This window comes from Pseudomonas sp. LS2P72 (assembly GCF_054897865.1).
The window spans coordinates 4,396,590-4,423,295 of the sequence record NZ_CM142708.1 but is presented as its reverse complement, the minus strand read 5'-3'; the positions used below and the strand labels follow the sequence as shown (position 1 = coordinate 4,423,295).

General features: G+C 56.1%; 29 protein-coding genes and 1 pseudogene. 18 read left to right on the top strand and 12 right to left on the bottom strand.

The window, feature by feature from the left end; translation table 11 throughout:
- Positions 1-5 precede the first annotated feature (5 nt).
- Positions 6-1,529 (bottom strand): O-antigen ligase family protein, encoded by a 1,524-nt coding sequence (locus ACYZUA_RS20190; protein ID WP_461960322.1) that lies wholly within the window; start codon positions 1,527-1,529, stop codon positions 6-8.
- Between the two features lie 95 nt (positions 1,530-1,624).
- On the opposite strand from ACYZUA_RS20190, the gene ACYZUA_RS20185 reads away from it, so the two are divergent.
- The 11 genes from ACYZUA_RS20185 (at position 1,625) to ACYZUA_RS20135 (ending at position 12,214) form a co-directional block, all read left to right on the top strand.
- Positions 1,625-3,004 carry an oligosaccharide flippase family protein gene (locus tag ACYZUA_RS20185; RefSeq protein ID WP_461960321.1) on the top strand — a complete coding sequence of 460 codons (1,380 nt, stop codon included), beginning with the start codon at positions 1,625-1,627 and terminating at the stop codon, positions 3,002-3,004.
- Between the two features lie 136 nt (positions 3,005-3,140).
- Positions 3,141-3,335 carry a hypothetical protein gene (locus ACYZUA_RS20180; protein WP_347804475.1) on the top strand — a complete coding sequence of 65 codons (195 nt, stop codon included), beginning with the start codon at positions 3,141-3,143 and terminating at the stop codon, positions 3,333-3,335.
- A complete protein-coding gene (locus tag ACYZUA_RS20175) occupies positions 3,332-4,801 on the top strand; it encodes an FAD-dependent oxidoreductase (RefSeq protein WP_461960320.1) in 1,470 nt (489 codons plus the stop codon). Before ACYZUA_RS20180 ends, ACYZUA_RS20175 begins: the two co-directional genes overlap by 4 nt.
- Positions 4,802-4,933: 132 nt before the next feature.
- Complete coding sequence (locus tag ACYZUA_RS20170; protein WP_461960319.1) at positions 4,934-5,551, top strand: acyltransferase; 618 nt, start codon at positions 4,934-4,936, stop codon at positions 5,549-5,551.
- Entirely contained in the window at positions 5,544-6,500 is a 957-nt protein-coding gene (locus ACYZUA_RS20165) for a glycosyltransferase family 2 protein (RefSeq protein ID WP_461960318.1), read from the top strand. Before ACYZUA_RS20170 ends, ACYZUA_RS20165 begins: the two co-directional genes overlap by 8 nt.
- Before the next feature lie 8 nt (positions 6,501-6,508).
- On the top strand, positions 6,509-7,033 hold the full coding sequence (locus tag ACYZUA_RS20160; protein ID WP_461960317.1) for a serine O-acetyltransferase: 525 nt from the start codon (positions 6,509-6,511) through the stop codon (positions 7,031-7,033).
- A 43-nt stretch (positions 7,034-7,076) separates the two neighbouring features.
- The gene (locus ACYZUA_RS20155; protein ID WP_461960316.1) at positions 7,077-8,054 is read left to right on the top strand and encodes a glycosyltransferase family 2 protein; all 978 of its coding nucleotides are present in this window, start codon (positions 7,077-7,079) and stop codon (positions 8,052-8,054) included.
- A gap of 7 nt (positions 8,055-8,061) precedes the next feature.
- Positions 8,062-8,997, top strand: coding sequence for a DUF535 family protein (locus tag ACYZUA_RS20150; protein WP_461960315.1), 936 nt, complete (start codon positions 8,062-8,064; stop codon positions 8,995-8,997).
- Positions 8,998-9,072: 75 nt separating this feature from the next.
- The gene (locus ACYZUA_RS20145) at positions 9,073-10,275 is read left to right on the top strand and encodes a glycosyltransferase (RefSeq protein WP_461960314.1); all 1,203 of its coding nucleotides are present in this window, start codon (positions 9,073-9,075) and stop codon (positions 10,273-10,275) included.
- Positions 10,272-11,459, top strand: coding sequence for a glycosyltransferase family 2 protein (locus ACYZUA_RS20140; RefSeq protein WP_461960313.1), 1,188 nt, complete (start codon positions 10,272-10,274; stop codon positions 11,457-11,459). The genes ACYZUA_RS20145 and ACYZUA_RS20140 overlap by 4 nt, the downstream gene beginning before the upstream one ends.
- Entirely contained in the window at positions 11,459-12,214 is a 756-nt protein-coding gene (locus tag ACYZUA_RS20135) for a WecB/TagA/CpsF family glycosyltransferase (RefSeq protein WP_461960312.1), read from the top strand. The genes ACYZUA_RS20140 and ACYZUA_RS20135 overlap by 1 nt, the downstream gene beginning before the upstream one ends.
- 40 nt (positions 12,215-12,254) lie before the next feature.
- Here ACYZUA_RS20135 and ACYZUA_RS20130 read toward each other — a convergent pair whose 3' ends face one another.
- From ACYZUA_RS20130 to ACYZUA_RS20110, 5 genes and pseudogenes are all read right to left on the bottom strand, one after another.
- Complete coding sequence (locus ACYZUA_RS20130; protein ID WP_461960311.1) at positions 12,255-13,679, bottom strand: undecaprenyl-phosphate glucose phosphotransferase; 1,425 nt, start codon at positions 13,677-13,679, stop codon at positions 12,255-12,257.
- A gap of 445 nt (positions 13,680-14,124) precedes the next feature.
- On the bottom strand, positions 14,125-15,309 hold the full coding sequence (locus tag ACYZUA_RS20125) for an acetyl-CoA C-acyltransferase family protein (protein WP_461960310.1): 1,185 nt from the start codon (positions 15,307-15,309) through the stop codon (positions 14,125-14,127).
- A gap of 374 nt (positions 15,310-15,683) precedes the next feature.
- Positions 15,684-15,812 carry a hypothetical protein gene (locus tag ACYZUA_RS20120; RefSeq protein ID WP_461960309.1) on the bottom strand — a complete coding sequence of 43 codons (129 nt, stop codon included), beginning with the start codon at positions 15,810-15,812 and terminating at the stop codon, positions 15,684-15,686.
- Positions 15,813-15,920: 108 nt separating this feature from the next.
- The gene (locus tag ACYZUA_RS20115) at positions 15,921-16,178 is read right to left on the bottom strand and encodes a DUF2790 domain-containing protein (RefSeq protein WP_461960308.1); all 258 of its coding nucleotides are present in this window, start codon (positions 16,176-16,178) and stop codon (positions 15,921-15,923) included.
- Between the two features lie 64 nt (positions 16,179-16,242).
- Positions 16,243-16,341: pseudogene (locus ACYZUA_RS20110) on the bottom strand (alpha/beta hydrolase); the annotation flags it as partial.
- A gap of 80 nt (positions 16,342-16,421) precedes the next feature.
- Here ACYZUA_RS20110 and ACYZUA_RS20105 point away from each other — a divergent pair.
- Entirely contained in the window at positions 16,422-16,640 is a 219-nt protein-coding gene (locus ACYZUA_RS20105; protein ID WP_461960307.1) for a hypothetical protein, read from the top strand.
- Positions 16,641-16,657: 17 nt separating this feature from the next.
- Here the strand turns inward: ACYZUA_RS20105 and ACYZUA_RS20100 are convergent, their stop codons facing one another.
- Positions 16,658-17,560 (bottom strand): LysR substrate-binding domain-containing protein, encoded by a 903-nt coding sequence (locus ACYZUA_RS20100; protein WP_461960306.1) that lies wholly within the window; start codon positions 17,558-17,560, stop codon positions 16,658-16,660.
- A 149-nt stretch (positions 17,561-17,709) separates the two neighbouring features.
- Between ACYZUA_RS20100 and ACYZUA_RS20095 the strand changes: the two genes are divergently transcribed.
- Positions 17,710-19,011: an NAD(P)/FAD-dependent oxidoreductase gene (locus ACYZUA_RS20095; protein ID WP_461960305.1), complete on the top strand. Its 1,302-nt coding sequence runs from the start codon at positions 17,710-17,712 to the stop codon at positions 19,009-19,011.
- 51 nt (positions 19,012-19,062) lie between these two features.
- Positions 19,063-20,151 (top strand): polyamine ABC transporter substrate-binding protein, encoded by a 1,089-nt coding sequence (locus ACYZUA_RS20090; RefSeq protein ID WP_461960304.1) that lies wholly within the window; start codon positions 19,063-19,065, stop codon positions 20,149-20,151.
- A gap of 3 nt (positions 20,152-20,154) precedes the next feature.
- On the opposite strand, the gene ACYZUA_RS20085 is transcribed toward ACYZUA_RS20090, so the two are convergent.
- The gene (locus tag ACYZUA_RS20085; RefSeq protein WP_461960303.1) at positions 20,155-20,637 is read right to left on the bottom strand and encodes a DUF6644 family protein; all 483 of its coding nucleotides are present in this window, start codon (positions 20,635-20,637) and stop codon (positions 20,155-20,157) included.
- Positions 20,637-20,987, bottom strand: coding sequence for a DUF6152 family protein (locus ACYZUA_RS20080; RefSeq protein ID WP_461960302.1), 351 nt, complete (start codon positions 20,985-20,987; stop codon positions 20,637-20,639). The genes ACYZUA_RS20085 and ACYZUA_RS20080 overlap by 1 nt, the downstream gene beginning before the upstream one ends.
- 309 nt (positions 20,988-21,296) lie before the next feature.
- Here ACYZUA_RS20080 and ACYZUA_RS20075 point away from each other — a divergent pair, with 309 nt between their 5' ends.
- Genes ACYZUA_RS20075 through ACYZUA_RS20065 form a run of 3 tightly spaced genes read left to right on the top strand, consistent with a single transcriptional unit; the run spans position 21,297 to position 24,292 of the window.
- Entirely contained in the window at positions 21,297-22,268 is a 972-nt protein-coding gene (locus tag ACYZUA_RS20075; protein ID WP_461960301.1) for a tripartite tricarboxylate transporter substrate binding protein, read from the top strand.
- A complete protein-coding gene (locus ACYZUA_RS20070; protein ID WP_461960300.1) occupies positions 22,265-22,759 on the top strand; it encodes a tripartite tricarboxylate transporter TctB family protein in 495 nt (164 codons plus the stop codon). Before ACYZUA_RS20075 ends, ACYZUA_RS20070 begins: the two co-directional genes overlap by 4 nt.
- Positions 22,760-22,783: 24 nt before the next feature.
- Positions 22,784-24,292: a tripartite tricarboxylate transporter permease gene (locus tag ACYZUA_RS20065; RefSeq protein ID WP_461960299.1), complete on the top strand. Its 1,509-nt coding sequence runs from the start codon at positions 22,784-22,786 to the stop codon at positions 24,290-24,292.
- A gap of 53 nt (positions 24,293-24,345) precedes the next feature.
- On the opposite strand, the gene ACYZUA_RS20060 is transcribed toward ACYZUA_RS20065, so the two are convergent.
- From ACYZUA_RS20060 to ACYZUA_RS20050, 3 genes are all read right to left on the bottom strand, one after another.
- A complete protein-coding gene (locus ACYZUA_RS20060; protein WP_461960298.1) occupies positions 24,346-24,765 on the bottom strand; it encodes an organic hydroperoxide resistance protein in 420 nt (139 codons plus the stop codon).
- 235 nt (positions 24,766-25,000) lie between these two features.
- On the bottom strand, positions 25,001-25,507 hold the full coding sequence (msrA, locus tag ACYZUA_RS20055) for a peptide-methionine (S)-S-oxide reductase MsrA (RefSeq protein WP_461960297.1): 507 nt from the start codon (positions 25,505-25,507) through the stop codon (positions 25,001-25,003).
- 78 nt (positions 25,508-25,585) lie between these two features.
- A complete protein-coding gene (locus tag ACYZUA_RS20050; protein WP_461960296.1) occupies positions 25,586-25,987 on the bottom strand; it encodes a GFA family protein in 402 nt (133 codons plus the stop codon).
- Positions 25,988-26,124: 137 nt separating this feature from the next.
- On the opposite strand from ACYZUA_RS20050, the gene ACYZUA_RS20045 reads away from it, so the two are divergent.
- Entirely contained in the window at positions 26,125-26,685 is a 561-nt protein-coding gene (locus ACYZUA_RS20045) for a nucleotidyltransferase family protein (protein WP_461960295.1), read from the top strand.
- Positions 26,686-26,706: the final 21 nt, after the last annotated feature.

The window sequence follows — 26,706 nt, the reverse complement described above, 5'->3', positions numbered from 1 at the left end:
GGGTTCTACCTGAGTTGGAGATGGGCACTCGCCGTGACAGCCGTCGAGGTGAGCTTGAACCTGCGTGCCATCTGAGCGTAGGCCACGCCCAGTCCAGCCACCGACCAATACACCACGGGGATTACCGTAATACTGCTAACGGTAACGATGGTGATCAGGATCCCGGCCAGTGTCGCCAGAAGTGCACGTCCGAGTCGGCGTGCCTCATCGTCTTCGTTGGGGAACGAATGCATCCCCTTGCGGATGCCCTGCAACACACTGACGAAAAAAACCACGAAAAGCGTTAAGCCAACCAAACCGAACGACAGCGCTATGCCGATATAGGTGTTCACGATATCGATGATCCCCTGGCCCTGAATCATGGATTGCATTTCCGGTGTGCTGCGGAAATTGAAAGAACCCAGCCAAGGGTTGCGCTGAATAACGATCACGGCGTTATCAATCAAGCGCTGCCGATAGGTGATGTTTTCGACTTCCACCGTGCCGATAAACGGTAGCAGATCAAGCACTTTTTGCCCGCCCGGCACGACGGCCAGCAAGGGCAGGGCGAGCACTCCGGCGGCTCCCAGCAGCATCAGGCGTTTGATCGCTTTACGGCCAGTGCCGATGAACACGACGATCATGACGGCTGCACCGATCCAGGGGCCACGCGACAGCGGTGCGTACAGACCACCGGCGAGCAACAGTGCGCCGAGGCTGCGCTGCAATTTGCTACGTACCTCCTCCTGCAAGTACAGGTAAAAGCCGATGGCCACGCTGATGACGAAGCCCAGCGCAATGGCCTGACCGGTAGTGGCGCTGGCGCGTAATGAGCCACCACGGCTCAAGTAGCCGGGATCCCATTGCATGCCCATGGCGTAGACAACCGCGCTGTACAGCTGCCAGTGCTTGGCATATTCGAAGAGACCTATAAGCGACAGCACCATGGCGGCGAGTACAAAACCGAACAGAGCGTCCTTGAAGTCGCTGAGGTTCTTCAGCGCCCGGCTGGCAACGTAGTAAGGCAAAAAAACTTCGATGAACAGGTAGAGCATTTGGCGCAAGGTGTCGGTGACGGTTGTTTCACGCAGGAAAAGCAGACTCGTCAGCAGGAGGTAGGCGGCTAACAGTTTGTCAGGCCAGGTGCGCCCGAAAGGGACCGTGTCGGCGCGTTTGCGCAGAACCAAAAAAGCCGGAAGCAACACACACAGTGCCAGCACACGAATATGGTTAAGGGCAAAAAAATAGTTGACCAGGCCGAAGCCCGGAATCTCCGCCGTGGCCGGCGGGATGAGAAACAGCAGAAGGAAAAATAGCGCCACGGGATTGCGTTCGCGAATTCGTGCGAAGGTCAAAACGATCGCGGCAATGCCTGCGTACACCCAGAAGCTGTGCGACACAAATGCCAGAAGCGTCAATACGAACCACAGATTGCGCCGACGAGTGAAATTACGGTCGGGAATCAGGTCTGCTGCTGGTCGACGTGCCATGGCAAATACGATGCCAGTGAGGACCAGAATGACGATTAACGCTCGGAAGTGCTCAGGCATGTTTGATTGGACTTATTGATTGATGAGCGACGGCTAGTGGAATGGCCAAACGCGACTATAGTTCCTTTTGAGCCATTGAGTCCGGGGATGATGTTATGTCGTTAGCTGATTTTTCACCATCGATGGGCCTTCGTAAGCGAGCGATCTCTGCCGGGGCATGGAATCTGGGGGCGCTGGTTACGTCTCAAGCTTTTCGCTTGGGCGGCAACCTGATAATGGCTCGTCTGCTGATGCCGGAGATGTTCGGCATCATGATGATCGCCATCACCGTTTCGCTGATTCTGCACATGCTTTCCGATGTCGGCTTGCGCCAGAACATCATCCAGAGTCCGCGTGGCGACGATCCGGTATTTCTCAATACCATCTGGACCGTGCAGATCGTGCGTGGCTTTATCCTTTTTGCTTTGACACTTCTCCTCGCGGCGCTGGCCTGGTATGCACAGATCCTCAATCTGTGGTCGACCCATTCCACCTACGCCGCACCCGAGTTGCCGCTGGTATTGGCCGTGACCGGTTTCTCGGCAATCATCGTTGGTTTTCAGTCGACCAAAATCGACCTGGCAGTGCGCGCTTTCCAGCAAAAGAAAGTGGTGCTCACCGAGTTTGCGTCTCAGGTCGTCGGGCTGGTGGTCATGCTGGCCATCGGTTACTTCACCAGGTCCATCTGGTCGCTGGTGATTGCAGGTCTGGTCCAATCGATGGTCAGCACGCTGCTGGGGCATTTCTGGTTTGAGGGCCCTTCTAACCGTCTACGGTGGGAGCGTACTGCGCTCGATGAATTAGTCGGCTTCGGCCGTTGGATATTGTTGTCGTCGGCAGTGGGCGTATTGGCCATGTACGGTGATCGTATCTGGTTCGGCGGCAGCATGACGACCAGCGAACTGGGCGTTTACTCCATTGCCGTGCTGATTTTGGGAGCTGTTCAGCTTGCGCTGCAAAAGATAGCCGGTGCCGTTGCCTTGCCGGCCTTCAGTGAGGCTTCAAGAACTAATGACACCGTGCGGCTCCACGCTTTGTACCACCGCTTGAAATTGATGATCGATCTTGCCTGCCTGTTTCTCTGTGGACTGTTCCTGACCGGCAGTCCACTGCTCATCAGCATTTTGTACGATGAGCGTTACGCTCAGGCCGGCAACATGATGGCCATTCTTTCGCTCTCTTTTTTCACCATGCGCTACATGCTGGCGAATCAGGTCTGGATTGCCTTGGGACTCACCAAGTACCAGGCCATGGATAACATTATTCGCGTGGTCTCGTTGTGGGTGCTGCTGCCCCTGCTGCTGGCAATTGGCGGGGTCGAATATGCGATTTGGGGCGCTGCCCTGTACACGTTTCCTACGCTTATCCTGGTTTTTTATGTCAATTGTCGTCTGGGGCTATTCAGTCTCAAGCGTGAACTGGTAGTGCTGCCAATGCTGGGGGTGGGGGCTTTGTGTGGGGAATTATTGACTGATCTTGCTAAATGGCTGATTTGATCTATTTCTCTTGATGTTTCCAAAGCTGTGGCACCGCGCCGTCATTGAGGTGTTGATAGCGGTTGCCAAAAAAAATGTGACCTTGATGTGCAGTTGAAATTTCCAACGTGATCTCGGTGTCGTGGAGCTTTGAATCATGAGAGAAACTGATTTGAATACCTCTGTGATGGGGCGCAGAGGCTTCCTCCAGGCTTCTGTTCTGTTGAGTATTGGCGGTCTCACATTCGGCTTTTCCAAAGCCGTTGCCCGGCCCTCTGCTGCTAAATCCGAGTTTGTTGTCATCAACGGATGGGTGCTACCTGCCCAGCATTTTCGGCAAACACACGCATGATCAAAGACTACCAATCGCAGAAAGAACTCCGCGACCACTATGACGTCTGCATCATCGGCGGGGGGCCGGCCGGCATTACGCTGGCCTTGCGTTTAGCCGGTAATGGTCGGCGTGTGTTGCTTGTCGAGGGTGGCGGGCACGAGTATTCGTCAGCCTCGCAGAACCTCTACAAGGTCTCATCATCAGGCCTCGAGATGTACGCTCATGAAACACGCCTGCGTTATCTTGGCGGGACCTCCAATCATTGGGCCGGGCGATGCCGTCCATTCGAAAAGTCGGACTTTACCGTGGGCCCTCCGGTGCCCCTGCCGGGTTGGCCCATCACGTTTTCCGAGATCGAGCGCAATCTGTCGGCGGCCATGGATATTGTCGATCTTCCACCGCACTCCGGATTCAAGGCTATCAATGCGACTTTGGACGGCACCGACTTTGACGCTGATCGTTTCCTGCTGAGCCCGCCGACGCGATTTGCACAAAAATATGCCAAGGAACTTAATGAGACCGAGGGGCTGGATGTCTTCATCCATTGCAATTGCGTCGATCTTGAGTTCGACAGCAAGACCGGCCGTATAGCAACGATAGTCGTCTCGGACTACCAGTTGCGTCGAGAGCGAGTCACGGCAAAACAATTCATTCTGGCGACAGGCGCGATCGAGAATGCCAGGCAGCTGCTCAGCAGCGAGTCTCTGGCAGCTGGCGGTATCGTAAGCAAGGATGGTTTCGTCGGTAGATGTTTCATGGAGCACCTGAACGTCGAAATGGGAAACTTCATCCTGAAAGACGAGCAGGGTGCAGAGGCTCGGCAGGAGTTCTTCACGACCGATGCATTCGTGATGGAGCACAAGTCAGGTAAAGGGAATGTGACGGCCACGCTTGTAGCTGAAGTGAAATCTTATGGGCGAATGTCTGCCATCAAGAGCTTTTTCGAGAACCTCATTTGCGAAGTGGGTGCGGAGCGCAAGGTTGAATTTATTGCCAAGTTCGATTGCCCTGGTGATGGGGTGCTTGGCACGCTGATCGAGCAGTTTCCCAACCCCGATAGCCGCATCTCATTGCTCGACGAGCGAGATGCGTTAGGGATGAGGAAGGTCAAGATTCATTGGGAGCTAACGCCTGCAGACAGGGAAACCGTCAAGTCCATAGGGCTCGAAGTGGCAAAGTGTTTTGCCGACACAGGGCTGGGCTTCGTCAAGTTGGAAGAATATGTGTATGACGTCGATTTGCCACTGATGCTCAATCCCCATGCTCATCATATGGGGACCACGCGGATGGCGACTTCGCCTGAGTTTGGCGTGGTCGACGAGAACTGCAAAGTGTTTGGTGTCGAGAATCTTTACGTTGCCGGTAGCAGTGTTTTCTCTACAGGCGGTGCCTGTAACCCCACGATGCCCCTTTTGCAACTTGCTCTAAGGCTGGCAGAGCATCTTGACCATCAGATGGGGCCCGGGGTGGGCAGGTACACATGAAGGGGAGCATGTGTGGATGATTTGAGTGTTGGATTTTAGGAAGCGTCTACTCTTAGGGAAGTGGTATAGAAGAATCAGGGTGTATCTAACCTTGGCACAGATGTCTATCGCTGAATCGATGAGGCTGACAGGATGATTGGTCTACTGAAACGTACGATTGCTTATATTGCAAAAACAACGGGGTATGGGACCCCCCTCTATAAAAAATTCTGTAAACCAGACGGGTATGAATGGGCTAAACATATGGTTCGGTGGGGAGGACTGCACTCCATCGGTCAAGGCGTATGGATCAATCCTGCTGCCAACATACCTGACCCTTCACTAGTACGACTCGGAAATAATGTAGGTTTATCTTGTTGCACGCTGTTCGGCCACGATGGAGTAGTCGGCATGCTCGAGGTGGTCTTTGATAGAAAACTTGATTCTGTCGGTCCTGTCGATATTCTTGATAATTGTTTTATCGGCTATGGCGCTATGATCTTGCCGCGTGTGACTGTTGGCCCTAATTCGATTGTCGCAGCCGGTGCTGTAGTCGTAAAAGATGTTCCGCCTGGGGTGGTGGTTGCGGGTAATCCAGCCAAGGTTATTTGTACGCTGGAAGAGGTGTTGGCGAAAGTCGAAGAGCGTAGTGCCACTTATCCGTGGATTGACCTTATCAAGCAGCGCAGTGGTGTGTACGACCCGGCACTTGAGCCGATGCTTATAAAAATGAGAGCGGAATACTTTTTTGGCGTGCAACCCAATGGTTAGTGCTCCCCTTGATGTGTTGGTAGTTAATTACAATACAGCGGAGCTGTTGCAACCGATGTTCAATGCGTTACGCCAGTCGAATAGTGTGGATCGCACCCGCTATTTGGTGGTGGATAATGCCTCTGTCGATAATTCGCTGGAATGTCTGGCAACTATTTGTCCAGAGGCATTGCAACTGGCCAATGAAAATAATGTTGGCTTTGGGCGTGCCAATAATCAATTGGTTGAACACCTGCAGGGCAAGTATGCGTTGCTCCTCAATACCGATGCCTTTGTGGCTGCGGATACACTGAGCAAGACGCTCGACTACATGGAAACTCATCTTGATTGCGGTGTTCTCGGCGTTCGGTTGGTTGGACGAGAGGGCGATTTACAGCCCTCCTGTCGCTATTTTCCAACGCCGTTGAATGTCTTCCTTTCGCATACAGGGCTTGACCGTTTTTTCCCTGTGGTGAAAAGAGTCGACGACATGGCCTGGGATCATGCTTCGGTGCGTGAGTGCGACTGGGTGCCCGGGTGCTATTACCTGATCCGTCGTGAAGTCATCGACCAGGTTGGCTTGTTCGATCCGCGCTACTTCCTTTACTTCGAGGAGATAGATCACTGCAAGCGCGTTAAACAGGCTGGCTGGAAGGTCGTTTACTACCCGCATACCACGGTGGTGCATATCGGTGGTGAAAGTGCCAAGTCTGTTGACAAACTCAATACGGATAGTCGTCAGTTACCCATGTTACAAATCGAAAGTGAGCTTTTGTACTTTCGCAAGCACCACGGTTTGCCTGGTTTGGCCTCACATATGCTACTGGTGAGTCTGGCTGATCTGATTGTGGCGCTCAAGGCGCTATTGAAGGGCCGCGGTCGGGCCGCTTTAGGGGCGTGTTGGCAGCATACTCGTGTGACCTGGGCGTTGCTGCGTGATACCAAATTCGCTAGCCAACCAACACGGTAGAGCCAGTTATGTTCGAAAACATACGTGCGGATTTACGTGCATACGCCGGAGATTGGGGGGCTCAGGGGTTTTGGGTGATGGTGATTTATCGCTTTGGGCGCTGGCGTTACGGTGTGCGACCGGCACTGTTACGCAAGTTGTTCTCCTTTTTATACAAAGTGCTCTTCAAACTGGTGCAGATCGTCACGGGTATCGAGTTGCCGTGTGAGGTAGTGGTCGGGCGCAACTTCGTCATCGATCATTTCGGCGGAATCGTGATCAGTGGCTATGCGCAGTTCGGCGACGATTGCCGTATTCGCAATGGCGTTGTCGTGGGCCTCAAGAATGTGAGTGAGCCAATTGCTCCGGTGATGGGAAACAATGTTGATATCGGGGCAGGGGCCAAGGTGCTGGGCAATATCCGCATTGGTAACAATGTCGTGATAGGTGCCAATGCTGTAGTGCTGACCGATGTACCGGACGATTCGGTGGCAGTGGGCGTTCCTGCGACCATCAAGAAAAGGAAGTATGCAGAATCGAGGGAGTTCTCATGAACCACCCGATGGATTACTTCAATTGCGTCGCTGAGTGAGCGCCATGGCTATGGGGATAGGTGTCGTTGTTATCGGTCGCAACGAAGGCCTACGGCTTGAGCGTTGTCTGACTTCCCTCGTCGGCTCGGCGCAGAAGGTTGTTTATGTCGACTCTGGATCAACGGACGGTTCAGTGCAGATGGCACTGAGGCTTGGGGTCGAGGTGGTCGAGTTGGACATGACGATCCCCTTTACGGCTGCGCGTGCGCGCAATGAAGGATTTGCCTGCATGCAACGCTTGTTGCCGGCGATGCGTTATGTGCAGTTCGTCGACGGTGATTGTGAGGTTATCGGCGGTTGGCTGCCCCGGGCGCAGGCCTTTCTTGATACACATCCTGACATCGCGGTGGTCTGTGGACGGCGCCGTGAACGTTTTCCGCAGCACTCTGTTTACAACTTACTGTGTGATTTCGAATGGGATACGCCGGTAGGTGAGGCCAAGGCATGTGGTGGCGATGCGCTGATGCGGGCTGACGCCTTCGCCGAAGCGTCCGGGTTTCGACCGGGCCTTATTGCCGGGGAAGAGCCTGAATTGTGCGTACGTCTGCGCGGCAATGGTTGGAAGATCTGGCGTCTGGGCGAGGAAATGACCTTGCACGATGCAACCATGACCCGGTTCGGCCAATGGTGGCAGCGTACCCTGCGCGGTGGTTATGCCTTTGCCGAGGGCGCATTTTTACATGGCGCCGCACCGGAGCAGCATTGGTTGCGTGAGTCGCGCCGTGTCTGGTTCTGGGGATTGGGTGTCCCGTTGGCGACTGTTATCGCGAGTTTGGTGTTGGGAGGGTTTGGGCTGCTTTTGCTGCTGATCTATCCATTGCAGGTCGTGCGCCTCGCCCGCGGGGGCGATAGATCCACGCGCGAAAACTGGCTGCGGGCTTTCTTTCTCGTGCTGGGGAAGTTTCCCGAGATGCTCGGTCAAGTCAAGTTTCTACTGAACAGATTCGGCGCCGGCAAGACCGCGTTGATCGAATACAAGTGAGACTGATATGAATAATTGGGTGATATTAAAAAGCGTGTTTTTTTTACATGCCGGGTATTCCTTAAGAGCATTGAATAATAAATTTAAAATGTTGGTTCTGGTTGCAAAAAACTGGTCCGAGCTAAAGTTGTTTTGCGGGCGTATGTCGAACGCCTTGGGTCAGTCAGGTGTTGAGAAGTTAGGCGGGGATTGTGTTGGCGTTGTTCATTGGCCATACATCAGTAAAAGCTGGAGTCCCAAGAATAAACTTAGTGTTTTAGCCTCGCACTACGAAGTGGTGACCAAAAGCTGTCCGCAGCTATTATTGTTGGGGCGAAGTGACAGCTTGCTGCTGAGTGATTTGTCGGAGTTTGCGGCTGGCTGTTCCCTGGTGCTGGATCGTCCCTTCTGGTTTATGCGCGAAGGGGAGCTGGTGCTGAACTTGTTTCAGGGGGATCTGCGCATTGCATCAATAGCCTTCACCTTGTGTCGCACGGACACTGAGTTATGTATTTTTATCGGCGCCGTACAAGGGATACATAAAGGCGTTGAGAGTGAGTTGTCGTTGAGTATCTACAGGGACCTGACAAAAGACTTTGAAGGCCTTCGGCCAAGAAGCTTTCTGATCGAAGTGATTAAATACATTGCCATCAATATCGGTGTTGAAAAGATTTATGCGGTAGGGGATGGGTATCGCCACCATCGTCATCCGTATTTTGGCGCTCACAAAGCTCTGGAACTGGCGGCAAATTATGATGTGATCTGGTTAGAGCATGGAGCGACGCCATCAGAGCGCGAAGATTTTTTTGAGATTCCCATGATGCTGTCCAGGAAGCCGCTCGACAGTATTGCTTCAAAAAAACGAGCCATGTACCGCAGGCGCTATGAGCTGCTGGACGACACCTTTAAAAAGATAGATGGCGTGTTGATAGGCAGTTATAGCAGCAGCCGTGTGGCTAGTTGACGTTCCTGATACCTGTACTACTGCGGGATTACTTGCAGTAATAATCCACCGCAATGACAACTAAGTCTGGTTCCTATGCGCATCGCTTATTTCATCAATCAATACCCCAAGGTCAGCCATAGCTTCATTCGTCGCGAGATTTTGGCGTTGGAGCGACAGGGTTTTGTGGTGCAGCGCATTGCCCTGCGTGGTTGGGATGCCGAATTGGTGGATGCCGAGGACGTGTCCGAACGCGATAAAACCCAGTATGTGCTGCAGGGCGGAGTCAAAGAGCTGTTAGTGCCTGTGCTTCAGGTACTGCGCGCCCAGCCCCGACGTTTTTTTTCGGCGCTGTGGCTGGCGCTACGCATGGGCCGGCGTGCCGATCGCCCCTGGCCCTATCATTTGGTTTATTTGTCCGAGGCGTGTCGCGTGCTGTTGTGGTTGCAGGCGTTCGGTGCCGAGCATGTCCATGCACATTTTGGCACCAACTCAACCGAGGTGGTGATGCTGGCCAATGTACTCGGTGGGCCGGCGTACAGTTTTACCGTGCACGGGCCGGAAGAATTCGACAAACCGCAGTTTATTCACTTGGGCGAGAAAGTTCGGCGCGCTGCCTTTGTCGCTGCTATCAGTTCTTATGGGCGCAGCCAGCTGTTTCGCTGGGTGGCTTATGCGCACTGGGCGAGGGTAAAGGTGGTGCATTGTGGGCTGGAGCGGGCGTTTCACGATGTGCCGGCCGTTGCCGTGCCATCCACGCCGCGGTTGGTTTGTGTCGGTCGTTTGTGTGAGCAGAAGGGTCAGCTTTTGCTGCTTGAGGCCGCCCGCATTCTGGCGGCACAAGACGTGGAGTTCGCAATAGTACTGGCCGGTGATGGAGAAATGCGCGCGGAAATCGAAACCCTTATTGCACAGCATGGCTTGCAGGCGCGAGTGCGAATTACCGGCTGGATCAGCAGCGATCAGGTGCGGGCGGAGATTCTTGCGGCGCGGGCCTTGGTGTTGCCGAGCTTCGCCGAGGGATTGCCGGTGGTCATCATGGAAGCCATGGCGTTGCGCCGACCCGTGCTGACGAGCTATGTGGCGGGCATTCCCGAGTTAGTGCGACAGGGTGAGAACGGTTGGTTGTTTCCCGCTGGAGCGGTGGATGAGTTGGCGGCGGCACTGGCGGACTGTCTCGCGCAACCTGTCGAGGTGTTACAGCGGATGGGCGAGGCGGCTTATCAAAGAGTGCTTGAGCGACACGACATCGATATCGAAGCGGCCAAGTTGGCTAATTTGTTTAGGGCGCAAGCATGATCACATTACTTGGTTGGCTGTTCAGCTCACTGCTGTTACTCATTCTGCTGCCGGTGTTGGTGCTGTTTGTGCAGGTTTTGATGGCCTGCCTGCCTGCACGGTCGCGCTCGTCGGCGCAAGGATCGCGACCGCGGGTGGCGGTGTTGATACCGGCACACAATGAATCCTCGATCATCGTCTCGTCGTTAAATAGCATTCGACCGCAGTTGCATTTGGGGGATCGCCTATTGGTGGTGGCGGATAACTGTTCTGACGACACGGCGGCGCTGGCCCGCAAGGCGGGCGCCGAGGTGGTGGAGCGCAGCAATGATCAGCAGCGTGGCAAGGGTTATGCGCTGGACTGTGGGGTGCGTCATTTGGCGAGCGATGCGCCGGACGTCATGATTGTTATTGATGCGGATTGCCAGGTGGCCGAGGGTTCAATTGAGCGTTTGGCAATCTGTTGCATCGACTCAGGGCGGCCAGCCCAAGCACTTAATTTAATGCTTGCTCCAGCAGGTGCCGGGCTGAAAGTGCGGCTTGCCGAGTTTGCCTGGTGTGTGAAGAATCGGGTACGGCCGCAGGGTTGGACCCGACTTGGTTTGCCCTGTCAGCTAATGGGCACCGGAATGGCTTTCGTCTGGCGGGATCTGACGTTAATCAATTTAGCCAGTGGCCACATCGTTGAAGATTTGAAGATGGGCCTGGATTTATGCCGAAGCGGCAAACCGCCAGTGTTTTGTCCCGATGCGTTGGTGACCAGTTACTTTCCGCGCAGCGATGAAGGCTTAACTTCCCAGCGTACGCGCTGGGAACATGGTCATCTGGGAGTGATCCTTGGGGATACGCCAAAGTTGCTGGTGGAATCCATTGGCCAGCGTAACGGGAGTCTGCTGGCGATGACGCTGGATTTGATGGTCCCTCCATTGGCCTTGTTGACGTTGGCCTTGGCGGCGGCATTTGGCCTGTCATGGTTGGTATTTTTGCTGTCGGGAGCGTTGGCGCCAGCAATGATAGCTTCTTCCGGGATGGCAATATTGGGTGTGACTGTCTTGCTGGCATGGAGCCAGTTTGGTCGCGGGATTATTTCTTTTTCAGCCTTGTTGTATGCGCCGTTTTACGCGGTGAAGAAAATCCCTCTGTATCTCAGGTTTTTGCTTAAGCGCCAGGTTGAATGGGTGCGTTCGAAGCGAGATGACAGTTAATGCGTGCTTTATCCTGGCAGCACAGCTGGCAAACGATTACCCGGAAGCTCAGGGTGGTCAGCGATGCTGATGACGAGCAGGCCTTGATTGATGCGTTATCCAGACCTGACGTGACGACAGTGCTCGGGTTCGCCAATGCCCATGCCATGAATCTGGTGGCGGCCAATACCGACTACTTTGACGCGCTGCTGGCTGCTGACGTGTTGTTACGGGACGGCTCCGGTATGGCCATCCTGTTTCGTCGACTCGGCCTGCAGCCGGGGCTAAACATGAATGGCACCGATTTCATTCCCAAACTGCTGGCCGCGTTCAAGGGCCGGCGCGTGGCTTTCTGGGGTACTGAAGAGCCCTTTCTAACTAACGCGGTGCAGCGTAGCGAAGCGCTATTTGCGGTCAACGTAGTGTCTGCTCACCATGGTTTCGCGCCGGTGGATGCCTACATGAATCTTGCCCGGCAGTTTCAGCCGGAACTGGTTGTGTTGGGTATGGGCATGCCCAAGCAAGAAGCCGTTGCTGCCAGGTTAGCCGTCAGCGGCGTGCCCTGTCTGGTCGTGTGCGGAGGGGCGATTCTGGATTTTCTCGGCGGCAAGGTGACTCGTGCTCCGCAATGGGTGCGTCGACTCGGTTGTGAGTGGGTGTTCAGGCTACTGGGCGAGCCAAAGCGATTATTCAGACGCTATATAGTGGGTAATCCGATGTTCTTGTTGCGCACATTAATCTACAGGGACAAAGGTAAGGTGACGTGTTCAAAATAGAGGACGGATTGCGTCAGTGTCGTCATTAGGATTCACCGCACTAATAGGCATGCTTGCCGGAGAAGGCAAACACCGTTCGTACAAGAATGACGAAATCAAGCCATAGCGACCAGTTGTTGATGTATTCAATGTCCGAGTCAACACGCCGGATCATCTGATCTATATCCCTCGTTTCACCACGATAGCCACGTACCTGGGCCAGGCCTGTGATGCCCGGCTTAATGTTGTGACGCGCAAAGTAGCCAGAGACATCGGGCGAGTACTGCACATCGTGTTGAATAGCGTGCGGGCGAGGCCCCACCAGAGACATTTCCCCCATCAAAACGTTGAACAACTGCGGTAGTTCATCGAGGCTGGTCCGCCGAATAAAGGCGCCAACCCTGGTCATGCGCGGATCATTCTTTTGCGCCTGCTTGACGACGCCGTCTTCCGGCTGATGGACGACCATGCTTCTGAACTTCCAGATCCGGAAAGCTTCTCCACTCCACCCCATGCGCTGCTGACGAAAGAATATGGGGCCGGGGCTATCGAGTTTGATGGCAATGGCGACGGCTACCAGGACTGGTGCTGCAAAAACCAGAATGAGAAAGGCCAGGACTTTGTCTTCAAGATTCTTCAGAAACAGACGCATCCCCATCAGCGGAGTTTCAGACAAGGTGAGCACGGGAATGCCGGCAATCTCGCGAACACTGTGGTTGATCAGGCGCAACGAGAAAATGTCAGGCACCCAGTTAACAGAGATGTGTTTATCGAACAGCCTTAAATAAACATCCTGGATGACCTCTGAGCCACCCAGAGGGGTCACGAAATAGACGGTACGAATGGCGTGTTTAACAACTAGCTCATCAAGGTCGGAGATATCGCCCAGTATCGACAGACGTTGCGCGCCTTCCAGACTTTCCTTTCCCCGATCATCGTCCGCGCCGATCAACACGCAGCCGACTATGCGCTCACCGAGCCAGGGATTATTGCTGATTTTCTTGTGAAGATAGCTGGCCAGTTCGCCCGAGCCAATGATGAGCGAGTTTTCCAATTGAGTCGGGTGGGCCAAAAACTTCTTCTGCATCTCGCGTGTCGCGAGGTGCAAAAGCAACTGAGCAAAATATCCAAGAACAAATAACTGCCCAACCAATAAACGTGAGTACTGTTCGCTTTGCTTGGTAAGAAAGGCCATGGCAACGAGAAAGCCAAACGTGGCAGTCCACGCTTTCAGAAGCTTGAAGGCTTTGACGGTAAAAACAACATTGCTGCGGTAAATCGCATAGTGGTCGTACACGACGGCCAACGCCCCCAGCAGCAACAGGAGCAGGATGACATAGGACTGCGATATGAAGCCGATATGATAATTGATCAAAAACCACGCAACGCCGGTCACCGCAACACAATCGAGACCAGCCTGAATAACGATACTGGTACTGCTTCTTCGCTGGAGAACGGAACGGGTGCTGTTGGGCTCAAATATCATATTTAGACCTCATGTCTGCTGCCCCTCGCGCTCGATGATGACGCGATTCAGTTCATGCTGCCCTCGCTTGAGAGCGTGTCGTCACCGTGATTAGCCACCCAACCTTCGAAAATTGCAGGCTTTGGGAGTATCTGGCGACGCGTGCTATCACTTTACCAGTAGTGTGAAATCATTCACTGAGTCTGGGTAGTTCTGGGTAGTTTAGTAGAACCTTCGGGCTTGAAAAAAATGAAACCCATCGAGATACCGACCGGCCTGTAGCGGGGACCGTCCGCGGTGTCTGCGGCAAGGTCGTGCCTGGTCAGCAATCGGGATTTGGGCGCGAGTGTGGTCGCGAAGTGATCGAGGCTTACATCGAACTGAAATCGGCGTGCATTGCGCACAGATTCCATCGCGGTAAAACGAGACGGCGCCCACTGTGGGGCGCCGTCTTCGTTTGGGCCGATCAGACGCGTTCGAACAACACGGCGATGCCTTGGCCGCCGCCGATGCACATGGTTGCCAGGGCATAACGGCCCTGCACACGGTGCAGTTCATGAATGGCCTTGGTGGCGATAATCGCACCGGTCGCGCCCACCGGGTGGCCCAGAGAAATCCCCGAACCGTTCGGGTTGACCTTCTCCGGGTCGAAGCCCAGTTCCTGCGCCACGGCACACGCCTGGGCTGCGAATGCTTCGTTGGACTCGATGACATCGAGGTCGGCAACGCTCAGGCCGGCGCGTTTGAGGACAAGGCGGGTGGCGGGAATTGGTCCCAACCCCATCAGCTCTGGTTCCACACCGGCATGGGCATAAGCGACCAGTCGGGCCATCGGTTTGAGGCCTTGATCGAGAACCATCTGACCCGTGGCGAGGATCAGTGCACCGGCACCGTCATTGAGGCCCGACGCGTTGCCGGCGGTGACGCTACCGTCTTTTTTGAAGGCTGGTTTCATCTTGCCCAATTGCTCGGCATTGACCTCGGCGCGGACATGCTCGTCCGTCGCAAACGTCACGGTACCTTTGCGGGACGCCACTTCGATCGGCACGATCTGGTCGGTGAATCGCCCTTCAGCAATCGCCCGGGCTGCGCGTTGCTGACTGAGCAGCGCCAACTCATCCTGTGCCTGTCGAGTGATGCCATAGCGCTCGGCGATGTTTTCCGCCGTAATGCCCATGTGGTAACCGCCAAACGGGTCTTGCAGAGCGCCAAGCACGTAGTCGATGGCTTGCATGTCACCCATGCGTGCGCCCCAGCGCGCCTGCGGCAATATATAGGCCCCGCGGCTCATGGATTCGACGCCACCTGCCAGCGCAGCGCCTGCATCCCCCAACATCAAACTTTGTGCGGCACTGACAATGGCCTGCAAACCAGAACCGCAGAGGCGGTTGACGTTGAAGGCGGGCGTCTCTTTCGGCAGGCCGGCATTCATCGCCACGGCACGAGAGATGTAGGCGTCACGTGCTTCCGTCGGGATCACATGACCCATCACTACGTGACCGATGTGTTCAGGCGCCAGCCCTGAACGTTCAATGGCGGCGCGGCAAACGTCAGTGGCCAGTTGGATAGGTGACACATCTTTGAGCGAACCGCCAAAGGTGCCGATGGCCGAGCGGACGGCGCTGATAACAAAAATGTCGGATGGGTTCATTTGGGTTTCCCTGGAACAGTCCTGGTTTCATGTGTGCTTTTGCACTGTTATATGGGGGTGAGTCTAGACACAGTGATGATTTCGGCCTATGCCAAAACTGCTCAAGGGGGGTGGCGTTTTTGGCCATTTCAGTTGGAGTAGCTTTTTGATCCGTCCGATCCGGTCAAAAGTGCAGAAAAGGAAAAAGCCCGGTACACGTCGGTAATGTTGTTCACTTAAGCGCGGGCGTCCACATTTGTGGCGAGGGGATTTATCCCCGTTGGGCTGCGAAGCGGCCCCAGCGTCTTTTCAGACAGACTAAGTTGTCTGGATTACGACTGCTTCGCAGCCGAACGGGGATAAATCCCCTCGCCACAGGTTCTTGCTCAACTGCCTCATTCATCCAATTGCTGCGCCGGAAAAACAGCTCGAAGAAGGTGAGGCCCTCGCTGCTGCGAACGCTGCAGGCCATTGAGCGGGTAGTTACCGGTCTTCGGTTCGTCTTCGACTACGAGGATGTTCATGGGATTTGCCTGGTTCGATGTCAGCAACATACCTGTCGCAGCGGCGGGCTACAGAGGTCAGCCAGTGGCGCCAATTTAGCCCGATCATCGGTGACTAAAGCCGCTCGATCAATTGTCACCAATGCAATCCATGCCCTGGACCTGGTAATCCAGCACGTGCTTGCGACCCTGATGGTCGAGGTAGATCAGCTGCGCGGGGACGATGCCGCAATCTTGCGTGATGATATTGCTGGACAGGTCTTTGGCAATATCCAGGTGGACGAAGAAACCGGTCTTGTCGTGGATGACGGGTTCGGTGGTCTGGGTATCGGCAAACGCAAAACCCGTGGCGAGGAGAGCAGCAAAACCGAGGATTAACATTTTCATGATGATTCCCTCTATTCAGAGGCGGATTGAATGACAATTTTGAAACGAAACGGCGCCGAAGTGACGGTGGGTGACCGGCGGCGTCGAGAATCAGGTCAACGATTGCTTTGGCGTGGGAGATCAAAGGCAGGTGGCTCGACGGCAGCTCGATGGTGGTCGCGTTCCTGCCTGCCGTATGTCGGGAGCGAGGAACGCCACCCATGAAAAAACTTCAAAACGAAGACTGTCTTTGGGAGTTTGAGCATGAGTGATCAAAAGAGCGAAGCCCTGGCGGCCTGGTATCAGCTCCTGAAAGTGCCCGAAATCCGGATGGATGCCGAAGAGCAATATGACGCGTTGCTCAGGGCTGCTGATGAGATGGAGCGCACCGGACTCATCAACAGCGCTGAATGGCGCAGGCTGGTTCAAGAGGCGAGCGCTGCTTTTGCCAATGCGACAGAAGGGTTGGGGCGCGGAACGTAGTGGTCAATTCCTGATGGTCAAACTTCGCCTGTTGGCTGTTCGGCCTGTTGGGCGAACCATTGCATGATCAGCGAGCAGGCTGGATGAGCAGCGGCGGAAGGTTGCAGGTTCAAGGCGTAAATGCCGCGGGTCTTCAAGGGATGGCCGAACGGAACGACGAGCACACCGCGTTCGAGTGATTCGCCTGCCAGGGTCAGGTCAGTCATGGCGACCCCCAGCCCTCGCGCCGCTGCATCGAGCGCCAACTCGTCGAGGTTGAAGGGGATGTGGCGGTAGTCCTCGAGTGACTGTCCGCCATTGGCTTGTAGCCACCGGAACCAGTCATGTTTGTCCGCCGAGCGATGCAACAGCGGGAAACGCATGAGATCAGCCACCGACTCCAACGGCTGGGAGGTGCTGCCCAGGCTTGGGGCGCACACCGGCACCAGCGCCTCCTCGAACAACGTCAGGCAGTCACGATCGCCGGACGGCTCGGGCAGATAGAGGATGTAGGCGTCGCTGTCGATGGCCGGTTCCACCACTTCCGTGGCCACGGTTTCGATCGACAGCGAAACCTGCGGATGACTTCGATAGAACTCGCTCAACTTTGGCAGCAACCATCGAACCGCCAGCGACACATGCATGCGTATGCGGAAGGGTCGTTTTTGTGGTGTCAGCCGATCTTCAAGGGTTTTCAGTTGCGCCAGAATACTTCGGGCGGTCGCAAGCACCTGTTCGCCTTCCGGTGTCAGTCGAACACTGCGGCTATTCCTCACGAACATCGGCAAGTCGAAGTGGCTCTCCAACTGCTGGATTTTTCGGCTCACTGCGCTTTGGGTCAGGCACAGCTTTTGCGCCGCTTGCGTGAAGCTGCCCGAGCCTGCGACCTCGACCAGCGCCTGCAAGGCCTGGAGAGAAGGAACGTGGTGAATTTTATCCATGCGTTTTTTGAATAGCTCGATGATTTTATAACGTTGGTTGTATCACTACAGGCCTTATAGATTCTAGCTCTAGCCAGCGCCAACCGGAAATGCTCATGCGATGACGTCATGTGCGGTGCTTGCAGAACGACAGGCAGACGAGGTGATGCATGACCAATGTATGTGGCTGGATTGCGCAGGCGGGGAGTTCACCCGCTCGCGATGCTCTCAAAGGCACACAAAAAGCCGATTGGCTGATTGTCGGTGCCGGTATCACCGGGCTGTGCGCTGCGCACACACTCGCTGAAATGCACCCTCAGGCGCGGATCGTGATTGTCGACAGACAACGGGCCGCACAGGGCGCCTCGGCGCGCAATTCGGGCTTCGTGGTGGGGCACGAACATCCGGCCAAGGATGAGCTGATCGGCAACCCGGGGTTTGCCGGTTTTGAAGTCGATACCTCGATTTCCCGTGCCGCCAGTGACGAAGTGCGCCAGCGCATTGCCCGTCTCGGTATCGACTGTGAATTCAGGGAGTCGGGCTACTTCTTCGCCGTCAACGATCCCGGCAAGTTGACCGATGTGGAGGCCAAACTGGCAACGCTACGCGCTGTCGGCGCCTCTGCGCAGTTTCTGGAAGGTGAACCGCTGAGCAAAAAACTGGGCACCGCGCATTACCGGGCCGCGATCTGGTGCGGCAATGGCAACGCACTGCTGCAACCGGCGAAATACGTGAAAGGCCTGCTGGATACGCTGCCGGCCAACGTGACCCTGTTTGAGAGCACCGATATCACTGGCCTGGAGCGTTTGGGCAAAGGGCGGTTTGGCGCCAATGGCACCGATGGAAGCATCGAGGCCAGGCAAGTCCTGGTGTGCCTGAACGCGTTCATTCCGCGCTCCGGAATAGAAGACAGCGGGACGTTCCCGATGGAACTCAGCGCCAGCCTCACACGGCCGCTCAGCGACGCCGAGTTCAAGTCCATCGGCGCGGTTGAGCCTTGGGGCGTGCTGTCCACCCGGCCACTGGGCGCCACGGTGCGATTGACTCCGGACCGCCGGGTGATGATCCGCAACACGGCGGAATACCGTTCTCGGGATTTATCCAACAGTGAGCTGCTGCACCGTCGCAAACACCATGTGCTCGGCTTGCAGCGACGCTTCCCGTTCTTGAACGAGCAGGACATTCAATACACCTGGACCGGGCACTTGAGCGCTTCGCGCACTGGGCAACCCTATTTCGCCAAGGTCGACGAAGGTGTGTTTGCGGTGGCCGGCTGCAATGGTTCGGGCGTTGCACGCGGCACCTTGTGGGGACGCTTGCTCGCCGAACTGGCGTCGGGTGACAGCTCGCCCATCCTCGAATCGGTGATGCGCAGGGCCCAACCGGGCTGGCTGCCGCCGCGCCCCTTGCTCGATATCGGTGCCATGCTTCGAATGCGCGTGGAGGCGGTCAGGGCCAAAACAGAAATCTAGAACACCCGGCGATCAAACAATAAAAACTCAACAAACACTCGGTGATTGAACATGCGCGTCAATAACATTTCCCTGATGGTCGTGCTGTCGACGTTGTCGGCAGCCACTTACGCTGACGAAGTCGTCAATATTTCAAACTGGAACGGCTACATCGCCGACGACACCTTGACCACGTTCACCAAGGAGATGGGGATCAAGGCAACGTACGACATTCACGACAGCAACGAAGTGCTGGAATCCAAGCTGATGACCGGCAATACCGGCTATGACGTGGTGAGCCCTTCGAACCATTTTCTGTCCCGATTGATCAAAGCCGGGGCGGTGCAGAAACTCGATAAAAACCAGCTGCCCAACTGGAAAAACCTTGACCCGGCGCTGATGAAAAAACTCGAGGTCAATGACCCGGGCAACCAATACGGTTATCCGTACATGTGGGGCACGGCGGGTATTGGCTACAACGTCGAGAAGATCAAGGCGATCTTCGGCAACACCGATGTCACCCGTTCCTGGAATCTGTTTTTTGATGAAAACAACATCAAGAAGCTGAGCCAGTGCGGCGTAGCGATTATCGATAACCCTACGCAGATCCTGCCGATCACCCTGAATTACCTGGGGCTGCCGCCGCATAGTCACGATCCGGCGGATTACAAGAAAGCCGAGCAGGCGCTGCTCAAAATCAGACCTTACGTCCAGTATTTCCACGCCTCCAAGTACATCAGCGACCTGGCGAACGGCAATGTCTGCGCGGTGATCGGTTTCAATGGCGACATCGTGCAGGCGGCCGCCAGCGCCAAGGAAGCCAACAACGGCATCGACATCGCCTATTCGATTCCTGACGAAGGCTCGACGTTGTGGTTTGACATGGTGGTCATGCCCAAGAGCGCGCCGCACGAGAAGAATGGCTACGCCTACATGAACTACCTGCTGACACCTCAAGTCATTGCCAACATCAGCAACAGCATCCATTACGCCAACTCCAACCTTGCGGCGGATCAGTATGTTGTTCCGGCCGTGAAGCAGGACCTGGCGATTTACCCGCCGACACGTGTGTTGGACAAGTTGTTTACCGTCGAGGAACTCCCCGCAGCCATTGCAAGGTTGACGACTCGTCTGTGGACCAAGTTGAAGACCAATACCTGATGATCAGGTGTACGCCAACAGCCGACCGCAGAGAATGACGCTGACCCATAACCCAATCGAAAGCAGCGCCTGGATTTTTGCGATTCCAGGCGCCGCCGTGCCCGTGTTCCACTGGGTGACCGAGCGGTATGCCCCTACGTGGAAAAGAGCAGCATTGAGCCCGGCAGTAGCGATCAGGCTTAGCTTCAAGATGAAGATGTCATTCGATGCGAAGTCATGGGGATGGGCAGAAAACATCATCAGCCCGGCGGGCACGATCAATAGCAGGGCCAGGACGGACCAGGTCAGGAGGTGGCGAGCCAGGGCCGTCACCGCAATCTCTTTCGACAGCCCGAGCACCCGCAGATCGAACATCACGACAGAGCCGACCAGCACCGTAAACCCAATGATGTGAACCACCTCGACCATCGGATACAGCCACAGGTCGCCGCGCATGGCCGCGCCAAGTTGCGAGTCACCCACCCAGTCCAGCCAGCTGTCCTGCATCACCGCAACTCTGTGGTTTTGCCGTCGACCGTGATGCGTTCGGCGCGCATTTCATCGGGTTTGTTTCGATTCTGATAGCCGACCACGGTGGCCGTGTTACCCACACTCAGCATGTCCCGGGAAAGGCCGCGGTTTTCCATGCGCGAGGGCGGTGCCAGGACGACGTTCCAGGTTTTGTCTGGTGTTTTGAGACGCACGAAGCCGTGCGGATGGGAGTAACCGGATTCTTCTATCGTGCCGTTCAGCTGCAGGGGATTGCTGGAATCGTATTCACTCCAGCCGTGATGCGCGAACGCCGCCGTTGCAGCCAGTAACAGTGACAATCCAATGCTGCCGAGCATGCCTTTCATGACAAGCCTCCTGTTGCAGATCATTGATCAACGTGTGTCCTGACGAGTTTTCACCGCAGAGGGTTTTTAGAATAGTCCGACATTTTTCAGCACTGCGCCGAGCAAATGTTTCTGAAGAAGTAGATGTTTGAATATCAATAGTTTGCTTGGCCGGTTCATAGGCGAGTGACGATAGCGAATTGGTTAAATGCTGTCTCCCTAACCATGGCCTACGCTTATCCGCAGGCCAGTGTTCATTGAGCAGGGTTTGTTCGCCCTGTTCGGCGTTCACCCGGCACCTATAAAAACAATGCAATCGGGAGACAACTTATGTCCGCTTTGTTCCGTCGATTCAGCCACTGCATCGCAACGGCCGTTACCGCTGCTGCACTGGCGACACCAGCCTTTGCGCTGGACACCGTCAAGTTCATGGCTCCGGGTTCTGTGGGTGGCGGCTATGACCAGACCGCCAGGGTTCTCGGCAAGGCTTTAATCGAGGCCAACACGGCCAAATCCACCACCTTCGAGAACAAGGGCGGAGCAGGGGGGACGTTGGGGCTGGCGCAGTTCGCCAACAGCACCAAGGGCGATCCGAATGCGCTGCTGGTTGTCGGTGCGATCATGGTCACTGCCATTGAACAGAACAAACCGCAAATCACCTTGAAGGACGTAACGCCGATTGCCCGGCTGTTTACCGAATACAACGTGATTGCCGTCCGCAAGGAGTCCGAATTCAAAACCCTGGAGGACTTGCTGAAAGTCTTCAAGGACAAGCCGACCAGTATCTCCTGGGGCGGTGGCTCCAAGGGGTCGATCGATCACATCGGCATTGCCGAATTGGCCGCGAAAATGGGTGTGCCGGTCAACAAGGTGAATTACGTCGCCTTCGCGGGCGGGGGTGAAGTCGTTGCTCAGGCATTGGGCGGGCAGATCAAGGTGATCACCGGTGGTTATGCCGAGCTTGGCCAATACATCAGGAATGGCCAGTTCCGTGTACTCGCCATCGGCGCGCCAGAACGCGTTGAAGGCATCGATGCGCCGACCCTCAAGGAGAAAGGCTACGACGTGACCATCGGCAATTGGCGCGGTGTTTACGGTGCCGCGAACCTCACGCCCGAGCAGCGCAAAGAAGTGATCGACGCCGTCGTGGCCGCCACCAACAGCAAGGTCTGGAAAGACAATATCGACACCAACAAATGGTCACCCAACGTCCTGACCGGCGATGAGTTCGGCACATTCGTCGACGAAGAGCATGTGCGACTGCGGGCGATGCTGGTCGAGGTCGGGCTGGTTTCGAAATGACTCAGCCTCGCGCAATCGTGCCGGTGCAACTGGCGATCGGCGTCGGAGTGATTGCCATCAGCGCCGTGTTGGCGGTGGGCGCATTCCGGTTTCCTCCTGAGATGGGGTTCGTCATTTTGGGGGCCCACGTCTATCCGTACGCAGTCGCGGCGTTCCTGGGCATTGTCGGTCTGTTGCTGTGTTACCAGGCCGTCACCGGTGGTTTTCGCGAGCTGGCAGACCACAGCGACAAAGCTGCCCAAGCGCTGCCCGGCGGCAAATCCGGCGCAGCCTGGGTGACGGTGGGACTGGTGGGGGTGGCCGTGCTGATTAACCTCATCGGCTTCGTATTGGCCGCCGGGTTGCTGTTTGCCTGTTCGGCGCGGGGGTTTGGCAGTCGTCGTCCGGTGAAGGACCTCGCTATCGGCATTGCCTTGACCCTGCCGATTTACTGGCTGTTCAACGCCGGGCTAGGGGTTTCCCTGCCGCCCCTCGTCAATGCCTGGATCTGACCCGGGCCGAAGGAGGTAAACAAGGTGGAAACTCTCGCGAACCTGGCCATTGGTTTTTCCGCTGCGCTGACACCGATTAATTTGATGTGGGGCTTTATCGGCTGTTTGCTCGGCACCGCCATTGGTGTCTTGCCGGGTATTGGACCGGCGCTGACCGTTGCACTGCTGCTGCCGATTACCGCCAAGGTTGACCCTACGGGCGCCTTGATCATGTTCGCCGGCATCTATTACGGCGCGCAGTTTGGCGGCTCGACCACTTCCATCCTGCTCAATACGCCCGGTGAATCGTCCTCCATGGTCACGGCCCTGGAAGGCAATCTCATGGCGCGCAACGGCCGGGCAGGACCGGCCCTGGCAACGGCCGCGATAGGCTCATTTGTTGCCGGCACCATCGCGACGGTGTTCCTGACGTTGTTTGCCCCGATTGTTGCCACGCTGGCGCTCAAATTTGGTCCTGCCGAGTATTTCGCGATTCTGGTGCTGTCCTTCACGACGGTGTCTGCGGTACTCGGCGCTTCGATGCTGCGTGGTTTTGTCTCGCTCGGGATTGGACTGACCATCGGCTTGATCGGCCTGGACTCGACCTCGGGCATTGCCCGCTACACCCTGGCGGTGCCGGAGTTGGTGGATGGCATCGAAGTCGTGCTCGTCGCGGTCGGTTTGTTTGCCGTAGGTGAAGCCTTGTACAGCCTGCTGTATCAAAAAGAAGAAGCGTCCGGTCGGCACCGCTTGACCTCGTTGTGGATGTCGCGCTCTGACTGGAAACGCTCGGTCCCGGCCTGGCTACGGGGCACGTTGATCGGCTTTCCATTCGGGTCGATTCCGGCCGGTGGCGCTGAAATTCCGACGTTCCTGTCCTATTCGGCGGAACGCAAACTGAGCAAGTACCCGAAAGAGTTTGCGGGCAACAAGGGCGAAGGGGCGATCGAGGGCGTTGCCGGTCCCGAGGCGGCCAACAACGCGAGTGCGACGGGTTCTTTGGTGCCTTTGCTGACGCTCGGCATCCCGACGTCCGCCACCGCGGCGATTCTGTTGGCCGCGTTCCAGAACTACAACCTGCAACCGGGGCCGATGCTCTTCCAGACTTCTGGGGAACTGGTTTGGACCCTTGTGGCTTCGCTGTATGTCGGCAACGTGATCCTGTTGGTGTTGAATCTCCCGTTGGTGGGGCTGTGGGTCAAGCTCCTGCAGATTCCCCGGCCGTACCTGAACGCCGGCATTCTGGTGTTTGCCACCATCGGCGTGTACGGCATGCGTCACTCTTCCTTCGACCTGTTGCTGATGTTGGCGATCGGTTGGGGTGGGGTGCTGATGCGTCGTTTCGATTTCCCCGTTGCGCCCGTGATCGTCGGCATGCTGCTGGGGCCTATGGCTGAAAAGCAGCTGCGCAATGCGTTGTCCATCAGCGAGGGGGATTGGCTGGTGTTTGTCACGCAACCGATATCGGCCGCGTTCCTCGCGCTGACGCTGCTGGTGCTGGTGATCCCGCATCTGCTTCACGCCCGCGGTATCAAGTTGCATGAGGACGATTGAGCGGCGTGGCCAGTGCAGCCTGCCGGGAAGGCAGGCGGCAAGGGGGGCTTTGGTTAAACCAGATTGATCGTGACGTCGATGTTGCCACGGGTCGCCTTGGAGTACGGGCACCGCTGGTGGGCGCCATCCACCACCGCCCGAGCGAGAGCAGGGTCCAGACCCGGAAGGCTGACATTGAGGCGCGCCTGGAGGAAAAAGGCGTCTTCGGTCTTGCCAAGGTCTACTTCGGCATCGACGGCGACGTCGCTCGGCAGGGTCACCTTCAACGCCACAGCCGCCTTACCCATTGCACCGATGAAGCAGGCTGACCAACCTGCAGCCAGCAGCTGTTCGGGATTGGTGCCGCTCCCTGACGAGCCAGGCGCAGAAAGCTTGATGTCCAAACGTCCATCGTCGCTTCGCGCCTCGCCGTTACGGCCTCCGGTCGTGTGGGTCTTGCCGGTATAAAGCACGGTATCGATTTCATTGATCATGAGGTGGTTCCTGCTGGGGTGTTGGGCTCTTTAGCCTGGGTTCATCGCAGAACGCCAGATGTTCGACGCCGCCCACTCTTTCACCTTCATGTACTGCGTATGTGTCCTGATTCAGTGGTTGTGTAACGCTGTGTAAGATCGCCCGCGAAAATACACAGCGTTACAAATCTTCCGGTCGGGCTGAAAATGACGGACAAACGTTGGTCCTCCGCAACAGGCTGGACCGGCCGAGACATCACGCTCGTTTGGGCAGTTTCCAGTCTGGCCGAATGAAATGACAGGTGTAGCCGTTGGGATAGTGTTCGAGGTAGTCCTGATGTTCGGGCTCTGCCTCCCAGAACGGGCCTGCGGGCACGATTTCAGTCACGACCTTGTCGGGCCACAAGCCGGATGCATCAGCGTCGGCCACCGTGTCCTCGGCCACTTGCTTCTGTTCATCGTTGAGGTAGAAGAGTGCCGAGCGATAGCTCATACCCACATCGTTGCCCTGACGATTTGTCGTCGTCGGGTCGTGGATCTGGAAGAAAAACTCGAGGATCTGGCGATAGCTGATCTGGTCCGGATCGAACACAATCTCGATCGCTTCCGCGTGCGTGCCATGGTTGCGGTAAGTCGCATTGGGCACATCGCCGCCCGAGTAGCCGACCCGCGTGGACAGCACGCCGGGGTAACGCCTCAGCAAATCCTGCATGCCCCAGAAGCAGCCGCCGGCCAGGATGGCGGTTTCAGTTCGAGTCGTCATATACGGTCCCTCCCATCAGTGAATTCGGGATCAGGTATCAATGTACCTCATGTGCTTTCGCTTTTTGGCCGAAAGCGCTCACTCGGTCCGCGGCCACCGATCCTCGATTGCGTACCACGGCGCTTTGGATGCAACACACACGTGTTTCTGTTTTTCACTCAGGAACGGTGTATCCAGCGTGCCTATCGCCACTGACATCCAGTCCGAATACTCACCTTTGGAGTCAGACCAGAACAGCGAAGAGCCGCACTCGCCACAGAACTGTCGGTCGACGCCCTCAGACGAGTGAAAGGTTTTCAGCGTCTCGACACCCGCAACGATAGTAATCGCCGACCTGGGCGCGCTTGCATACGTCGCGAATGCTGCCCCGTGGCTCTTGCGGCATTGGCTGCAATGGCAATGGGTAACCGCTTTCAGCTCGGCGGCCACTCGATAGTTCACTGTGCCGCACAGGCAACTTCCTTGGTGAAGTGCATCCATGTTCATCGTTTCTCAGGTGTCGGTCGCGCCACTGTAGCGGTCTGCCGGGTTGAGTGAAACCCAAGTGCCCGGTCTTTCGTCAGGCGGTTTTAAGGTATCGTCAGCCCCCAGGATTTGATGCATCCCATGGAGAGAACATGACGTTAACCGCTGAAACGTTGATTGAGATCGCGATGGCCAATCCGGCAAACGCCGAGATTGCCCGGCGCTTGCCTTCGCTCGGCCTGGACCAATGCATGTTGACGGCGGGCTGCCTTTTTCAGGCGGTCTGGAATCATCAAGCCGGGCTTCCCGCCGCTTGGGGTATCAAGGATTACGACGTTTTCTACTTTGATGAAGACGTGTCTTGGGAGGCCGAGAATGAAGTCATCATCGCCGCCCGGAAGCTCTTTCACGACCTCGACTTAAACATCGAAATCAAGAACCAGGCACGGGTTCACCTTTGGTACGGCCAGCGGTTCGGCCGGGCGTATCCCAAGCTTCAGTCGGCAAAGGATGGCATCGATCGGTATCTGATCCTGGGGACATGTATCGGTCTGGATGTAGTGACCGGCGAGGTGTACGCGCCTTACGGTCTGAGCGATGTCGAAGAAGGGCTTTTACGGATCAATCCGGTGAATCATCAACCCGATCTGTTCGATCAGAAGGCCCGGAGTTATCAGGCTCGCTGGCCTTTTCTACGAGTGGTCGCAGTTTGAATCGGCAGGTTCGTTGGCAAA

Excerpts from the sequence above, each read along its gene's own strand:
- ACYZUA_RS20190 (WP_461960322.1), bottom strand. The coding sequence starts at position 1,529 with ATGCCTGAGCACTTCCGAGCGTTAATCGTCATTCTGGTCCTCACTGGC.
- ACYZUA_RS20185 (WP_461960321.1), top strand. The coding sequence starts at position 1,625 with ATGTCGTTAGCTGATTTTTCACCATCGATGGGCCTTCGTAAGCGAGCG.
- ACYZUA_RS20180 (WP_347804475.1), top strand. The coding sequence starts at position 3,141 with ATGAGAGAAACTGATTTGAATACCTCTGTGATGGGGCGCAGAGGCTTC.
- ACYZUA_RS20175 (WP_461960320.1), top strand. The coding sequence starts at position 3,332 with ATGATCAAAGACTACCAATCGCAGAAAGAACTCCGCGACCACTATGAC.
- ACYZUA_RS20170 (WP_461960319.1), top strand. The coding sequence starts at position 4,934 with ATGATTGGTCTACTGAAACGTACGATTGCTTATATTGCAAAAACAACG.
- ACYZUA_RS20165 (WP_461960318.1), top strand. The coding sequence starts at position 5,544 with ATGGTTAGTGCTCCCCTTGATGTGTTGGTAGTTAATTACAATACAGCG.
- ACYZUA_RS20160 (WP_461960317.1), top strand. The coding sequence starts at position 6,509 with ATGTTCGAAAACATACGTGCGGATTTACGTGCATACGCCGGAGATTGG.
- ACYZUA_RS20155 (WP_461960316.1), top strand. The coding sequence starts at position 7,077 with ATGGCTATGGGGATAGGTGTCGTTGTTATCGGTCGCAACGAAGGCCTA.
- ACYZUA_RS20150 (WP_461960315.1), top strand. The coding sequence starts at position 8,062 with ATGAATAATTGGGTGATATTAAAAAGCGTGTTTTTTTTACATGCCGGG.
- ACYZUA_RS20145 (WP_461960314.1), top strand. The coding sequence starts at position 9,073 with ATGCGCATCGCTTATTTCATCAATCAATACCCCAAGGTCAGCCATAGC.
- ACYZUA_RS20140 (WP_461960313.1), top strand. The coding sequence starts at position 10,272 with ATGATCACATTACTTGGTTGGCTGTTCAGCTCACTGCTGTTACTCATT.
- ACYZUA_RS20135 (WP_461960312.1), top strand. The coding sequence starts at position 11,459 with ATGCGTGCTTTATCCTGGCAGCACAGCTGGCAAACGATTACCCGGAAG.
- ACYZUA_RS20130 (WP_461960311.1), bottom strand. The coding sequence starts at position 13,679 with ATGATATTTGAGCCCAACAGCACCCGTTCCGTTCTCCAGCGAAGAAGC.
- ACYZUA_RS20125 (WP_461960310.1), bottom strand. The coding sequence starts at position 15,309 with ATGAACCCATCCGACATTTTTGTTATCAGCGCCGTCCGCTCGGCCATC.
- ACYZUA_RS20120 (WP_461960309.1), bottom strand. The coding sequence starts at position 15,812 with ATGAACATCCTCGTAGTCGAAGACGAACCGAAGACCGGTAACTACCCG.
- ACYZUA_RS20115 (WP_461960308.1), bottom strand. The coding sequence starts at position 16,178 with ATGAAAATGTTAATCCTCGGTTTTGCTGCTCTCCTCGCCACGGGTTTT.
- ACYZUA_RS20105 (WP_461960307.1), top strand. The coding sequence starts at position 16,422 with ATGAGTGATCAAAAGAGCGAAGCCCTGGCGGCCTGGTATCAGCTCCTG.
- ACYZUA_RS20100 (WP_461960306.1), bottom strand. The coding sequence starts at position 17,560 with ATGGATAAAATTCACCACGTTCCTTCTCTCCAGGCCTTGCAGGCGCTG.
- ACYZUA_RS20095 (WP_461960305.1), top strand. The coding sequence starts at position 17,710 with ATGACCAATGTATGTGGCTGGATTGCGCAGGCGGGGAGTTCACCCGCT.
- ACYZUA_RS20090 (WP_461960304.1), top strand. The coding sequence starts at position 19,063 with ATGCGCGTCAATAACATTTCCCTGATGGTCGTGCTGTCGACGTTGTCG.
- ACYZUA_RS20085 (WP_461960303.1), bottom strand. The coding sequence starts at position 20,637 with ATGCAGGACAGCTGGCTGGACTGGGTGGGTGACTCGCAACTTGGCGCG.
- ACYZUA_RS20080 (WP_461960302.1), bottom strand. The coding sequence starts at position 20,987 with ATGAAAGGCATGCTCGGCAGCATTGGATTGTCACTGTTACTGGCTGCA.
- ACYZUA_RS20075 (WP_461960301.1), top strand. The coding sequence starts at position 21,297 with ATGTCCGCTTTGTTCCGTCGATTCAGCCACTGCATCGCAACGGCCGTT.
- ACYZUA_RS20070 (WP_461960300.1), top strand. The coding sequence starts at position 22,265 with ATGACTCAGCCTCGCGCAATCGTGCCGGTGCAACTGGCGATCGGCGTC.
- ACYZUA_RS20060 (WP_461960298.1), bottom strand. The coding sequence starts at position 24,765 with ATGATCAATGAAATCGATACCGTGCTTTATACCGGCAAGACCCACACG.
- msrA (WP_461960297.1), bottom strand. The coding sequence starts at position 25,507 with ATGACGACTCGAACTGAAACCGCCATCCTGGCCGGCGGCTGCTTCTGG.
- ACYZUA_RS20050 (WP_461960296.1), bottom strand. The coding sequence starts at position 25,987 with ATGGATGCACTTCACCAAGGAAGTTGCCTGTGCGGCACAGTGAACTAT.
- ACYZUA_RS20045 (WP_461960295.1), top strand. The coding sequence starts at position 26,125 with ATGACGTTAACCGCTGAAACGTTGATTGAGATCGCGATGGCCAATCCG.